At 60.3% G+C, this 14816-nt stretch carries 10 protein-coding genes and 1 tRNA gene; 9 read left to right on the top strand and 2 right to left on the bottom strand.

Annotated elements, in window-relative coordinates:
* Window positions 1–374 precede the first annotated feature (374 nt).
* The 5 genes from ACURWW_RS16185 to ACURWW_RS16165 all read left to right on the top strand — a co-directional run bounded on the left by ACURWW_RS16185 (window position 375) and on the right by ACURWW_RS16165 (window position 7572).
* The gene (locus tag ACURWW_RS16185; RefSeq protein ID WP_445617949.1) at window positions 375–1625 is read left to right on the top strand and encodes an acyl-CoA dehydrogenase family protein; all 1251 of its coding nucleotides are present in this window, start codon (window positions 375–377) and stop codon (window positions 1623–1625) included.
* A gap of 88 nt (window positions 1626–1713) precedes the next feature.
* Entirely contained in the window at window positions 1714–3165 is a 1452-nt protein-coding gene (locus ACURWW_RS16180) for a hypothetical protein (RefSeq protein ID WP_445617948.1), read from the top strand.
* A 171-nt stretch (window positions 3166–3336) separates the two neighbouring features.
* Window positions 3337–5931 (top strand): TonB-dependent receptor, encoded by a 2595-nt coding sequence (locus tag ACURWW_RS16175; RefSeq protein ID WP_445617947.1) that lies wholly within the window; start codon window positions 3337–3339, stop codon window positions 5929–5931.
* 91 nt (window positions 5932–6022) lie between these two features.
* Window positions 6023–7153: a tyrosine-protein phosphatase gene (locus tag ACURWW_RS16170; protein ID WP_445617946.1), complete on the top strand. Its 1131-nt coding sequence runs from the start codon at window positions 6023–6025 to the stop codon at window positions 7151–7153.
* Window positions 7154–7365: 212 nt separating this feature from the next.
* Entirely contained in the window at window positions 7366–7572 is a 207-nt protein-coding gene (locus tag ACURWW_RS16165) for a DUF3565 domain-containing protein (RefSeq protein ID WP_445617945.1), read from the top strand.
* An 86-nt stretch (window positions 7573–7658) separates the two neighbouring features.
* Here ACURWW_RS16165 and ACURWW_RS16160 read toward each other — a convergent pair whose 3' ends face one another.
* Together ACURWW_RS16160 and ACURWW_RS16155 are read right to left on the bottom strand one after the other, a co-directional pair.
* On the bottom strand, window positions 7659–8549 hold the full coding sequence (locus ACURWW_RS16160) for a DMT family transporter (protein WP_445617944.1): 891 nt from the start codon (window positions 8547–8549) through the stop codon (window positions 7659–7661).
* Window positions 8550–8664: 115 nt separating this feature from the next.
* A complete protein-coding gene (locus ACURWW_RS16155) occupies window positions 8665–9516 on the bottom strand; it encodes a pirin family protein (RefSeq protein ID WP_445617943.1) in 852 nt (283 codons plus the stop codon).
* Window positions 9517–9772: 256 nt separating this feature from the next.
* Here ACURWW_RS16155 and ACURWW_RS16150 point away from each other — a divergent pair.
* The 4 genes from ACURWW_RS16150 to ACURWW_RS16135 all read left to right on the top strand — a co-directional run bounded on the left by ACURWW_RS16150 (window position 9773) and on the right by ACURWW_RS16135 (window position 14816).
* A tRNA-Lys gene (locus ACURWW_RS16150) sits at window positions 9773–9848 on the top strand.
* Window positions 9849–10506: 658 nt separating this feature from the next.
* Complete coding sequence (locus ACURWW_RS16145) at window positions 10507–11994, top strand: capsule assembly Wzi family protein (RefSeq protein ID WP_445617942.1); 1488 nt, start codon at window positions 10507–10509, stop codon at window positions 11992–11994.
* A 129-nt stretch (window positions 11995–12123) separates the two neighbouring features.
* Window positions 12124–13461, top strand: a complete 1338-nt coding sequence (locus tag ACURWW_RS16140) for an undecaprenyl-phosphate glucose phosphotransferase (RefSeq protein WP_445617941.1) — start codon at window positions 12124–12126, stop codon at window positions 13459–13461.
* A gap of 233 nt (window positions 13462–13694) precedes the next feature.
* Window positions 13695–14816, top strand: coding sequence for a polysaccharide export protein (locus tag ACURWW_RS16135; protein ID WP_445617940.1), 1122 nt, complete (start codon window positions 13695–13697; stop codon window positions 14814–14816).

The following is a 14816-nucleotide window of genomic DNA, read 5'->3' as shown; positions in this document are numbered from 1 at the left end:
TGGGTGCCGAAGCAAAACTCCGTCTCGTGTAGGTTGGGTTAGCGTAGCGTAACCCAACACATGATTCCAGCTGGCCATGTTGGGTTACGGCCTGCGGCCTAACCCAACCTACGATCGTGCCGTTGTTGTAGGTTGGGTTAGCGCAGCGTAACCCAACACATGATTCCAACTCCCCATGTTGGGTTACGGCCGATGGCCTAACCCAACCTACGATCGTGCCGTTTGGGTAACCCAACAAAAACTCATTGATCTGGGTCATGGGCGCAGTATTGCATTTGCTCCCGGATTGGTCCCTACTTGCCAGGTACTCAAGGTGATCTTCATCACGCTCACAATTGCGCGACAAACGAGCGCCGATCGAACCGGGAGATGTCATGGATTTCGCTTTCAGCCCGCAGGTCGAGGAGCTGCGTTCGCAGCTTCAGGCCTTCATGGACAATTACGTGCTTCCCCACAATCAGCAATGGCACCGGGAGGTGGCGCAGGGTACTTACCCACTGCAACTCATCGAAGACCTGAAGGCTCTCGCGCGCTGGGATGGGCTCTGGAATCTTTTTCTGCCCCAACTGCGGGACGATGAGCCCGGCACCCGCCTCAGCAATCTGGATTACGCGCCGCTGGCGGAAATCATGGGGCGTGTTCACTGGGCTTCGGAAGTTTTCAATTGTTCGGCGCCGGACACCGGCAATATGGAACTGCTCCATCGCTTTGCCACCGAGGAGCAACGCCGCCAATGGCTGGAGCCGCTGTTGGAAGGTACGATCCGCTCCTGCTTCGCCATGAGCGAACCGGATGTGGCCTCGTCGGATGCCACCAACATCCAGACCCTTATCCGGCGCGACGGCGACGACTACGTGATTAACGGCCGCAAGTGGTTCATTACCGGCCCGGAACACCCCAATTGTCGCCTGGCCATCGTGCTTGGAGTCTCGGACGACGGTGCGGACCCACATCGCCGCCACAGCATGGTGCTGGTGCCCATGGATGCGCCGGGTGTCGAGCAGCTGCGCAATATTCCGATCATGAACTATCACAGCCCCGAAGGGCATTGCGAACTGGTGTTTCGCAACGTCCGGGTGCCCGCCGGCAACATGCTCGGAGAGGAGGGCGCCGGTTTTGCGATGGCCCAGGCACGGCTCGGACCCGGTCGCATCCATCATTGCATGCGTTCCATCGGCCAGTGTGAACTGGCGCTGGAGTTGATGCGCGAACGGGCGCTGGAGCGGCGGGTGCAGGGCAAATACCTGAGCGAGCAGGCCAACGTAGCGGAGTGGATCGCCCACTCCCGGCTGGAAATCGACCAGGCGCGGCTGCTGGTTCTGCACGCTGCATGGCGCATCGACACAGAAGGCGCCCAAGCGGCGCGCGTGGACGTGTCCGGTATCAAGGCTGTGGTGGCGCAAATGCACACCCGCATACTGGACCGGGCCATGCAGGTATTTGGGGCCATGGGGCTCTCGTCGGACACGCCGCTCAGTTACCTGTGGACCTGGGGGCGCGCATTGCGTGTGCTGGACGGCCCGGACGAAAGCCATCTGCGGGTGGTTGCCCGGGATGAATTTCGCAAGGCGAAGGATAGTCGCGGGTCCACCTCCAGCTACTTCACCTTGCCTGACAACAGCTGAGGTCGGCGTTTCTCCATTTGGCGTCACAGTCGTGTAACACCCGTGAGACACCATAGGCTCAAACTCATCCAACCTCACGGCATCACCAATGACTGGACGATTTCTGTTTGCCCTTCTGTTATTCACAACCACGTCTTACGCCCACGAGCCGCCGCCGCAAGGGGAGCGGCGCTGGCTGGCCGGCGACCACCACGTTCACAGCCGTTATAGTGTTGGCTGGGACAACAGCGTGGATCCCCCGTCCCCGATTCTGGGCGCCGATGCCATCTATCCGATCCCCATGAATGCAGTCATGGCCCGCCGCTTCGGGCTGGACTGGATGGTGAGCACGGATCACGGCGGCCCGAACCACTCCAAAGTTAACCTGGAGCACGCCTACCCGGAACTGCAGGAGTCGCGCAAGGCGATCCCGGATCTTGTTCAGTTCTACGGCATGGAGTTCGATACCCCGGGGGCGGACCACTCCAGCATCATTGTTCCCCACAGCCACGATGAGCGTCACCATCTCCACGAGATCGAGTCCAACTTCAACAAGCGCGAGCCATGGCCGGCGGATGACACCTGGGACACGGAGCCGCGCATGCTCGAAGCTCTTGAATCCCTGTCCGCTCTGCCCGCCAAGCCTGTGGTGATTGCCCATCACCCGTCCCGTTCCGCAGAAGGCCTGGGCGAGTACGGCATGACGTCACCGTCGGAACTGCGGGCCTGGAACGACACCGCTCCGGATGTCGCGGTGGGCATGGAAGGCGCGCCCGGGCATCAGGCGGTCGCCCTGATGCAAGAGCGATTCGGTCCGTCCAATCATTCGGACTATTTCAAGGAGCGCCCCCGGGGTGCATACCGCAAGTTCCCCACCATGGGCGGTTACGACCAGATGACCGCGCGGCTCGGAGGATTCTGGGATTCCATGCTGGGAGAGGGGCGGCGCTGGTGGATCACCGCCAACTCCGACAGCCACATTCACTGGACCGACGGCGGGGCCGACTTCTGGCCCGGCGAATACTCCAAAACCTATGTATTCGCCGAGAAAAACCATGACTCCATTCTTGACGGCATCCGCCACGGCCGCATCTTCGTTACCACTGGCGATCTCATTTCGGAACTGTGGTTCACAGCCGCCACCGAAAACAGCGAAGCAGGAATTGGAGAAGCCTTGTCCCTGACTTCAGGTGATGATCTGAAAATCCGGATCCGCTTTCTCGACCCTGAGCAGCCCAACGGCAACGGTGACAACCCCAAAGTGAAGCGAGTGGACCTGATCGTCGGTGGAATCGGGGACAAGCTCAGCAATCCCGCTGCCGATGAAAACCCCACCACAAAAGTGATGGAGCGGTTCAAGCGCGACCAGTGGCAGCGCGACGGCGACTACTGGCTCATAGAGACAGAAGTTACCAACCTGCAACAAAGCGTGTACCTGCGTCTGCGCGGTACCAATACCGCGGAGCTGGAGCCGGAAGCCGACCCCCCGGGAGAGGATCCATGGAGCGATCTGTGGTTCTACTCCAACCCCATTTTCATCACTGTCGACGCGGCCCGTTAACCGGCCTCTCTTCCCATGACCGCTCGCAGGCTGTTGATCAACGCAACGGCCTGACGGGTGGTCTTCGATTCATTTTTCGTTCACCAAACTGTAGCTCAACTGTTACCGGCTCTTCATCTACGTCGCGTAGTTTTCTCGAAGGATTCAACGACAGAGCCGAGGGCAGAACAAATGAGAGAAGCAGTTTCGAGTTGGTGTGGTGTAGCGGATTTCTCCCGCAGGCCACTGTTTTTGGCAATCGCCTTGTGCAGTCTGGGCGCGCCCGTGGCGGCACAGAATGGTGCCATTGAAGAGATCGTCGTCACCGCCAGCCCCATTCGGGACAGCCAGGCGGAAGCCATTGATCGTCAGCGGGAAGCGGTGAATGTAGTGAACATCATTGCCTCCGACACCATCGGCCGCTTTCCCGATCAGACAGCCGCTTCCGCACTGGCCCGGCTGCCTGCCGTGGCGGTTCAGCGCGACCAGGGGCAGGAGCGATACATTCAGGTTCGCGGGGCGCCTGCTCGCTGGACCTCCGTGGCATTCGACGGCATCAACGTGGTCGGGGCGGAAGATCGCATCTTCCGTTTCGATTCCGTTCCTGCGGCGGTAATGGATTCGGTGGAAATCAGCAAGACCCTCACCCCCGATATGCCCGCCGAAGCCCTTGCGGGCCGGGTCAACATCGTCACCGACGTCCCTCTGAACGGCAGTGGTTTCGCCAGTGAGTTCGACGTGGGCGGCGGCACGCTCGAATTGGGGGAAGGGGATCAGGAGCGCTGGTCCGCAAAACTGAGTTGGGCCGGTGATCGCTTCGGTGTTCTCGTGGCCGCCTCACACTACCTGGCGGAGCAGACCACAGACAACAACGAGTTCAGCTATGACGCGAGTGGTATTCCCACCGAATTTGATGTGCGCAGCTACAAGCTCGAACGGGAAACCAATTCCAGCCTCCTCAAGTTCGTTTACTCGCCCAGCCATATGCACCACTTCAGTTTTTCCTCGCTGGACACGGAGTTTCTCGACCACGAGCTGCGCAACCAGTATGTGTTTGGCTTGGAGGATGCCATTGCCGGAACCGCAGGCGTCACCGACGGCGAACTGGTGGGCGTTCCCCTGAGCGGCTCCTTTGAAGACGGCAAGTACGAAAACTCCACCTTCACCAACACCTTGGCCGGTGATCACTTCATTGCCGATTGGGAGCTCAATTGGCGCATCAACTACACGGAAACAGAATCCAGCACCAAGCTGCCCATAATCCGTCTGAGCCAGACCGATCCGGCGAACTTCCATTCCCTCTCCTACAACCGTGGGAACAGAAATATTCCGCACATGCAGCTCTATACCACCCAGTCAGACGGTTCCGGTTACAGTCGCGGCGATGCGGTTTCCCAGCTTAACCAGGCGGCCTTCGATTCAGGCGCAATGATCAACTACCACCTGGGCGACGAATCGGATTCCTGGACTTACAAGCTCGACGGGGCGCGCGACTGGCGCATGGGTTCGGTGGACGCAACCTTCAAAGCCGGTTTGCAGATCGATCAGCGTGAGGCCGAGGCGCCGCCCTCCAGCACCGGTTATGTGCCCGTATCCGCACTGGCCGCTGGGGCAGGAATGGAGTGGAACCCGGATCGATACCTGACTGGCAGCAGCTGGGATACGGATTTCAATCGCGGCTTCAACGCACACTATGTGGACAACAAAGGTCTTCGCAATCATCTGTACTCGACCCTTTCCGGTCTGACGGACGCGGGCGTTGTCGACATGGCCGATTACTATCCGCGGGAAAGCGCTTATCAGGTCAGCGAAGACATCACTGCAGCGTACGGCATGAACACTTGGCGCTGGTCCCGCCACGAGCTGCTACTGGGTGTGCGCATGGAGCAGGTCAGCATCACCAGCATCGGCCACATGAAGACGGCCGACGGACTCGCGGCCATCGACCTGGACGAAGACTACACCGAAATTTTCCCCAGCGTGCACTGGAACATGGATCTCAGCGATACCCTGAAATTCCGCGCAGCACTTGTTTCCGGGACTGCCCGCCCCACCTTCAATCAGTTGCGGGCCAGCGCAACCGTGAATGACGACGCCGCGACGGTAAACGGAGGCAATCCGCAAGTGAAGCCGGAAACCGCGCGCGGTCTGGACAGTTCCCTTGAGTGGTACTTCAGTGACGGCGCGCTGCTTTCGGCCAGTGCCTTCTACCGGGACGTGGACGATGTTCTTTTCGATTCCGTCACCATCGTCGGGGACGGTCGCTACAACAGCGATGGGATGGACCGCAGCGGCTACGACTACTACACCACACTCAACGGGAAGAACGGCGAGCTGTCCGGGCTGGAAATAAGCTATCTCCATAACTGGGACTTCCTGCCCGAGGTGTTGCAGGGCTTCGGCACTCAAATGAACGTCGCCTTTCTGGACGGAGAGTTCGAAACACCCGACGGAAGAGTGACCGGCTTTCCGGGCACTTCCGACAAGGTGATGAACGCCTCGGTGTTTTACGAAAACTACGGCTGGTCTGCGCGTTTGTCCTGGCAGTGGCGGGACGACTGGCTGGACGACATCTCCTCCGATGCGGCCGGTGACTACTACTGGCGTGATACGGAGCGCCTGGACTTCTCCCTGCGCTACCAGCTTAACGACAACCTGGGCTTTTACCTGGATGCCAACAACCTGAGCGACGAACTGGGCGTTCGTTACCAGGGCAGTACCGCGCGGCCGGTGGAGGTGGAAGGGTTTGGCAAGCGCTTCCTGCTGGGAATGCGCGCCCACTTCTAACCATTCGATCAACGGTCGTACTCGCAGCCTGTTCAAAAATGTTTTCAACCGGCTGCGAGTGCGCTTCGCCCCTTCTCGATCTGGAGCACCTATGTACAGTCATTCTGCACAAGCCCTGTTGCGCACCGCGCTGTCATTCACCGCCTGGGTTTTATTTCTCGTCACCTCACCCGTCGCGCTCGGTGAAACTTCGGTCGATCCGGTTTTCCGGGTGTTGGAAGCGGAACGTGACGAGTCCACTGTTAATCTTCGTTGGGAGCTCGCAGAGCCTCAGCGCGTCTCGGTGTATATGGCGGACGAGCCCGGCGCCGATCAACGCTCGCTGATCGCGTCGGGGGTGAAAGGCAATTCTCTCCCGGTGGAGGTGAACCCGGGATCGCGCCCTTATTTCCATGTCAAGACCGCCGGCGGGTCAGGGCGCTGGGTCGCTGAAAGGGTGCTGCCTCTGGACGGGGGCCGCAACTTCCGCGATCTTGGCGGTTACCGAAGCCAGGACGGGCGCTACACCCGCTGGGGTGTGCTGTACCGCTCCGGAACTATGGCCGGTCTGACGACCGCGGATTATCAGTATCTTGGTCAGCTGGGCATCAACACCATCTGCGACTTTCGCAGCATCGAGGAGCGCAAGGCCGAGCCCACGCTCTGGCAGCGCCTGGGAGCGGACCTTGAATATCTGCGCTGGGATTACAGCCGGGATAGTGATGAAGGCTGGGGCAGCGCCGACTGGTTGAGCGAAGGGGCCTCACTGACCGCCGCGAAGGCGCGCCATTACATGACGGAGGGATATCGCGAGGCGCCATTTGCCTTTGGCGACAAATACCGGGAAATGTTTGCTCAGCTGGTGGCGGGACAAGCGCCGCTCACTTTCAATTGCTCCGCGGGCAAGGACCGCACCGGTGTCGCCGCTGCACTTCTACTTACCGCACTGGGGGTGGACCGGCAAACCATCTATACGGATTACGCCATGTCCGAAAAGGTCGTCGACTATCGCAAAGAGTATTCATCCTCCCGCGACGATCAGGAGGGCAGCTATTCGGAAATCCTCTCCCAAATCCCACCGGAGGCCATTGCCGAGCTGATGCGTTCCCGCCCGGAATATCTGCAAACCGCCTTCGAGGCCATTGAGGCAAAGCACGGCTCCGTGCGAGCCTACATGGCGGAAGTGCTGCACCTGGATGACCTGGACCTGGCGAAGCTCCAGACCCTGTACCTGGAACCCTGAGGTCGTTCCCGCGCCTTGCCCTCCCGTGTTGGGTCACGCTGCGCTAACCCAACCTACACACTACGCAGGCAGCACCCGTAGGTTGGGTTAGGCCGCAGGCCGTAACCCAACACGCAGGAACCTGAACCATTTACTGGTCTACGCTACGCGAACCAACCTCTCCCGCGGGTACAATCGCCTAATTAACGGCTTATCTGGGGGAGGAAAAATCCATGAAGCAGCCCATTGTCGGCTACCACCAGGACGAGGAAGGCTTCTGGGTGGCGGAGCTGGCCTGCGGTCACAATCAACATGTCCGACACCGGCCGCCGTTCTTTGAACGTCCCTGGGTGCTCACTGAGCAGGGCAGGGCCAGCCACATCGGTACGGCCCTGAATTGCCGCAAATGCGATCGGCGCGAACCGCCGGATAACGGATAGCGAAACGATCGGCGGGCCGCCGAAGAGATTTGAACGGTCTCAAAGCTGTGCGGTGCGTTCGGCTCCCGTTGAGGCGCCCAAGCGCATCAATTACCGTCTGCCGCCACCGACCGCGTTTTCCCCGTGGAGGAGCGCAACAGCCCTGACGCAACGAAAGCCCCGGCGCTGGTCATCACAAGAGCCACAGACTCCTGCACGCTGATGGACTCGCCCAGCAGCAGGGCGGCGGCGAAACCACTGATAACGGGCACCAGGGCCATCAGCGCGCCCATGGCCGACGGCCCGATGGTGGCCACGGCCCGCAGATACAGCAGCATGGCCACCACCGTGGCAATGACTCCCTGATAAAAACCCTGCAAGGCGATGTCGCTCCAGGAGGCTTCACCGATTCGCGTGGGCAGAAACACAAAGAAGACCGGCAGGAACAGCATCGCAGAGCCGAGGCCCGTGGTGACTGCGCCGGTGAGCGGCGGAACCTGCCACAAGCGGGCAAGCACTGTGTACAACGCCCAGCTCACAACGGAGGCCAGCAGCCACAAGTCACCTTCCATCGTTCCGCCGTCCAGGGCCAGCAGCATCAACAACGCACCGACTCCGATCAGCGCGAGGCCGCCCACCCGCTGCATGGGAATGCGCTCGCCCAGAATCCACACGCTGAACAATGCCGCGGCAAAGGGAATCAGCCCCGGCAACATTACGGATGCGTGAACAGCGGAGGTGAGGCGAAAGCCCTGATACACCAGCAGGCTATACCCCACACCGCCGACCAGCGCGAGGGTGAGACCCTTCCAGTTCAGCCAGAGCCGGCCGCGTACAAAGGGCAACAGCAGGAGGCCGCCAATCACAAAGCGGATGGCCATAGTGTCCGTGGCGAGGAGGGGGCTTTGTCCGCCCAGGCGGGTGACCAGGACGAAACCGGACCAGCAACAGACCGCCAGCAAGCCGGCCAGCAGTCCCTGTTTTTCTGCGCGCGTCATGGAGGGCTTCCGTTCAAAGACGCACACTCTAATTCACCGGGCGGGTGCTTGCCTAATGAATCCTATTGATACCCGTTATTCCGCGGGTTACTGACAGAGTCGGCATTCGCCGCGATCAAAATACGCCGCTCTGGTAATCCGACATCGCCTGCTCCACCTCCTCCCGGGTATTCATCACGAAGGGCCCCCACTGGGCGATGGACTCCCTGAGTGGCCGCCCGGCAATCAGCAGGGCGGATGCTTTATCGCTTGTCTGAATCCGCACCCCTTCCGCGCCGCCATTGCTGAGCACGGCCATCTGCCGGGCCTCGGCGTTGCGCTCGGCGTCACCCAGTTTCAGGGCGCCTTCGTACACATAGATGAAGGCGTTGTAATCTGCGGGGACGGGTAACGTGTGATCGGCAGCGCCGGAGAAGCGCAGATCCAGAAACAGCGGCTCGGTCGCCTCCTGTTGGACGGCGCCCTCGGTCCCTTCACTGTCTCCGGCAATAACGCGTATGTGTACGCCGCCCGGAGCGTCGTAGGCGGGAATTTGTTCGGCTGGGATATCCCGGTAACCGGGCTCGCTCATCTTGAGGTGGCTGGGGAGATTGACCCAGAGCTGAAAGCCGTGCATCAACCCGTCCTCCTGCTCGGGGATTTCCGAATGCACCAGCCCGCGTCCGGTGTTCATCCATTGCACGCCGCCGGGGGTAAGCAAACCTTCGTTGCCGGCACTGTCCTGATGGCGCATCCGGCCCGCCAGCATGTAGGTGACCGTCTGGAACCCGCGGTGCGGGTGATTGGGGAAACCGGCGATATAGTCCTTGGGGTCGTCGGAACGGAATTCGTCCAGCATCAGGAAAGGGTCCAGCCGTCGCTGCAGATTCTGGGTCAGTACCCGCAACAGCTTCACACCCGCCCCATCGGAGGTTGGCGTGCCGTTGACCAGTTGCTCCACTTCCCGGCTTTGGTTCTCTGTGCTCATGGGTGTACCTCTACTTCTCAAGATTGTCGTTCCCCGGTGCTACTCCGGCCGTGTCGTGTGTTGGGTTACGGCCTGGCGGCCTAACCCAACCTACGTGGAGTGCGGCACCAGGCCGAAACCCCGGGATATACCCGTCGCAAAAAATTGTACCCGTCCCTCAAAAAAATGCTTGTCTTTCAAAACGAAATCATTAGTATATGCGCCTCTTTTCGAGCACAGCCAGAGGCGCTCCCAGCCTAAGGTGCCGAAACTCTACGGGTCGTTAGCTCAGTTGGTAGAGCAGTTGGCTTTTAACCAATTGGTCACTGGTTCGAATCCAGTACGACCCACCATTTTCCTCCCCGCTCCCCTTGAATCCCTATACCGCCCCCAAAACCCGTAGGTTGGGTTAGCGAAGCGTAACCCAACATTTCGAAGCGCCCCAACGCCCTCCACCAGGCCCCCAGGCACAAACGCCACAATAAATTGGCACTCCCGACCACGGTAGACTAGCCTTAATTCATCCTTGTGACTCCGCCATTCGGCCCTTGCTTCCACCGGTCCAGATGCGCGCACCCATTCACCGGCGTGACACACTTTCTTGTCAAAATCTGCAAGATAACTGCAATTTGACTTTGTAAATAATTCATAACGACTCCTATAATGTGATCTAAATCACGGAATATGTGCCGAATTGATGATTAGGGAGTCACAACTCGGAGAAAGACAGAATTTCTCCTGATTTTTGGGGCGATGGTCACTGATTAATATGCCATCGCTCGCCTGCGGGCGGGCAGCTCGCAGCGGATTGACTGGCGATCTAGCGAATTGGGGCAATACGACAGTAACAAGGCAAGGTACATCTAAACCACAGCGGCCTTCTTCTGCACGTTCTTCACACTCCTCTTTCCGAACCATCTGTTTTCGGGCAGGTGCGTCACCGCTTGTCGCGTCATTCCTTCACGATTAACTGAAAGGGCCTCTGGGGCACTTTTCGGAGCTTATTAAAGAATGTCCTTAAAACATCGGAATCTGGTTGGTGGGGCGGTAGCGTGCCTGATCGGCGTCAATGCTTCGGCGCAGGCGGCGCCCTGGATCGAAGCGGGTGACAGCTACGCCCGGTTTCGCCTCCAGCAGGCGGCCGACCGTCGGCAGTTTGACGCGGTTGTGACCTCCTGGCCCCTGGCGCGCAGCAACGCCCGCCAGGCAAAAGCCGACTCCAGTGATCGGGATGTTCTGCTGTGGAACGATCTGGCGGGCCCCCGCGGCGGGCGCATCGCATCCTTTTTCCGGGGCAATTCCGACACCCGCTTTATTCGCGGTTTCGAATCCGCTGCCCGCGACGGGGCGGAGGCGGGAATCGAATTATCCTACGTGGGCGATCGCCTGGCATTCGCGCTGATCCCCTCATACACCGCGGACCCGTCAGACGATGAAGAGGTGCGCTTCGACGGTTCCTACCTGGCCGGCACCTTTGCCAACTGGACCCTCGGCGCGGGCTACATCGATCGCTGGTGGGGCCCCGGCTGGCAATCCAGCCTGATCCTGTCCTCCAACGCCCGGCCGGTTCCCTCGGTGTGGCTGGATCGCCGCAATACCCGGCAATCGGAAGGCTGGCTGTTGAAATGGCTTGGCCCCTGGCAGTTCACCACCTTTATGGGGCGGCTTGAAGAAGAGCGCTTTGTACCCGATGCCAACCTGATCGGCATGCGCCTGAACTTCCGACCCTTCGACACCCGCCTGGAAGTGGGCCTGTCGCGACTCATTCAATGGGGCGGGGAAGGGCGGCCCACCAACAGCGACAGCTTGCTGGACGCACTGCTGGGCCGGGACAACGTGGGCTCGGACGGCATCCCCCGGGATGCCAGCCAGGACCCGGGCAACCAGTTGGCGGGCATCGACCTGCGCTACGGGTTTGAAGTAGGTGAGCGCACACTTGGTTTGTACACCCAGGTGGTGGGGGAAGATGAGTCCGGCTCACTCCCGGCCCGCAAGGTGTACCAGTTCGGCCTGGACTGGACCAGCGCACTGTTCCATGGCGAGCAGCAATGGTTTCTGGAAGGGGCGGACTCCTTGACGGAAGGACTGTTCGGCGATGAAGAGCGGCCCAACTACGCCTACGAGCACTTCAACTATCGCAGCGGTATGCGGCACCTGGGCCGCAACATCGCCACCACCTTCGATGCCGATGCACGGGCCATTACCTGGGGCGTGCACCATTTTAGCGGCCCCGCCGAATCCACCCGCATCGCACTCACCTACGCCCATTTGAACCGGGACGGCAGCACCCGCTTCGCCAAAGGCGCAGGGGAGGACATCGAGTATGCAGTACCGGCAACCGACCAGAAGGTTGCTGTTCTGGACATCTCCCACAATCGGTCAATGCCCGGGGGGCAAGGAAGTTTTTACCTCTCCCTGGCAAGCGAGGCCATCCAGCTTGCGGATCACGAGCTGGATCAGGCGATCGTCGGCTTTGAGTGGCAGATCACGCTTCAATGAACAACAATGGACTAGTTTGAAATGAACGCGTTTACCCGGCTTTCTCAGTACCACTCCGAGCCCCTGGGCTCTGGTGTTCGGCAAAGAATAATATCGCCGCTGGCCCCCGAGGCGAGCGAGGCTGTAAGAATGGTTTTCTGGATTCAATGGCTGCTCGGCGTAACCCTGCATCTGGGGCTACTGCTCGGGCTGGTCTCCGCCAAGATGGACTCGATCCCGTCGCATTATCAGATTGCGGCGGTCATCGCCGTACTTGCATCCATTCCCATTTACAGCGTGTGCCGGGTTTACAGCGTGTTTGGCGGTTATCTCGTAGGGCTCACCCGCCTGCTGGTGGGCTGGTCCACCCTGATCGGCTCGCTCGTCTTCCTGGCCTTCGTAACCAAAACCAGTGAGCTCTTTTCCCGGGAGGTCATCCTCCAGTGGGCCACCATCGGCTATGCGCTGCAGGGTCTGGCCTTCCTGCCGATTCACCGCCTGGTTCAGGGCCTTGGCTCCCGCATCCGAGGCAGCCGCCGCACCGTGATCGTGGGTACGGACCGCCTGGCCCGGACTCTGGCGGACTCCATGGGAGACACCCTGGTCGGGCTGGTGAGCGCCGAGGGTTGCGGCAATCAGCAATCCGGATCACACCGGGTTCTGGGGGACCTGAGCCGCCTCCGCGACCTGTTGAAAGAGCACCGGGTCAGCCGGGTTTATATCGCGCTGCCGGCGGAAAAAACCAGCGAAATCGAAAGCCTGTACGTGGACCTGCTGGATGCGAACGTGGACGTGGTCTGGGTGCCGGACATCGCCAACCTGATGCTCCTGAACCACAGCGTACAGAGTGTCGGCGGCCTCCCCGTGGTGCACCTGAACGAAAGCCCGCTCACCTCCCACCCCGGCAGCGCACTGCTGAAGCTGCTGGTGGACCGCGTGCTGGCCGCGCTCGGAATCATCGTTCTAAGTCCCGTGCTGATCGCCACGGCCATCGCCGTCAAGTGCAGCTCCAGCGGCCCCATTCTCTTCCGTCAGAAGCGCCACGGCTGGAATGGCAACATCATCGAAGTGCTGAAATTCCGCTCCATGTACGTCCATCAGGACAGCCACGTAAAGCAGGCCCAAAAGGGCGACCCCCGGGTAACGCCCGTGGGCCGGTTCATTCGCCGCACCTCCATTGATGAACTGCCGCAGTTATTCAACGTGCTGAAAGGGGAGATGTCCCTGGTCGGTCCGCGCCCCCACGCCGTGGCCCACAACGACTACTACGCGGACAAGATCCGCGCCTACATGGCCCGCCACCGCATCAAACCCGGCATCACCGGCTATGCACAAATCAACGGCTACCGCGGCGAAACCGAAACTCTCGAGAAAATGCAAAAACGCGTGGAGCTGGACCTGGAATACATCAACAACTGGTCCCTTTGGCTGGATTTGCAGATTCTTCTGAAAACGCCCCTGAGCCTGTTTTCGAAGAACATTTATTAGAGTGCCGCCACGGCCAGATGTTGGGTTACGCTTCGCTAACCCAACCTACGCAAAACCCCGCATCGCACGGCACCCGTAGGTTGGGTTAGGCCGCAGGCCGTAACCCAACACCCGTAACCCGAACCCAACACCAAAACCCCGGCAATCGAAACCCACTTGCTTCCAACACAATAAATGCCCATGATACGCGCCTTCGGAAGAATCACCTGTCAACACCCCGGACCATTTCACGGATGAAGTACCTTCTCGCTCTCGCATTGGCTGCGACTCTGGGTGGCTGCACCCTCATTCCCGGCTCACACATTCCATCCGGCACCAGCGGCTGGTACGCCACGCCCGACGACGAACGCATCGACCTGGAAAAGCAGGTCGACGTTTTCGCTATCACCCCGCGCCTCATCGCTCGCCAACTGGCCGCACCGAAACCGGCCCCGCGCCTGAATCAGGAACTGCAAGAGGCGCTGCAAAACTACGATTACGTGGTAAACCGCGGGGACGTACTCAACATTACTGTGTGGGACCACCCCGAGCTGACCATTCCTGCCGGCGGCGAGCGTCCGGCCGCGGAGTCCGGCAACTGGGTCCACAGCGACGGCACAATCTTCTACCCCTACGTGGGCAAGGTTCAGGTGGCCGGCCTCAAGGTCACCGAGATCCGGGAGATCATCCGCGAGCGCCTGGCCGAATACATTGAAGCCCCCCAGGTGGACGTAACCGTCGCCGCCTTCCGGTCCAAGCGCGTTTACATTACTGGCGAAGTGAAACAACCCGGTACCCAGGCCATTACCAATGTGCCCCTGACCCTGCTCGAAGCGGTGACCGAAGCGGGCGGCCTGACCGACCTGGCCGACTGGACTCATGTAACCCTCACCCGCGATGGCTCAACGCGCCGCTTCTCACTCCGTGAACTGTTTCAGCGGGGCAACACCCAGCAGAACGTCGTGTTGCAACCCAACGACATTGTTCACGTGGCCCGCAACGATGCTGCCAAGGTCTTCGTGCTTGGGGAAGTAATTGCGCCCCAAAGCATCAACTTCGGCCGCAGCGACATCACCCTTGCGGAAGCCCTCGCCGATACGGGCGGTTTCAACCAGGTCACCGCGGATGCGAAGGGCATCTTCGTGGTGCGCAGGGCACCCGAACAAAGCGGCAAGATCGCCCAGGTGTTCCAGCTCAACGCCCAGAATGCCACCGCACTGGTGCTGGCGGACCAGTTCCTGCTCCAACCCCGGGACATTGTTTACGTAACCGCCGCGCCCATCGCCCGCTGGAACCGCATCATCAGTCAGATCATGCCCACGGCTCAGGCCCTCTACTTCTTCGCCCGGGCGGAAGACGAGCTGGCGGATCAATAA

The sequence above is a fragment of the Gilvimarinus sp. F26214L genome (genome assembly GCF_054401055.1).
The sequence above is the reverse complement of the archived record's forward strand: the minus strand, read 5'-3'. Positions and strand labels throughout refer to the sequence as shown.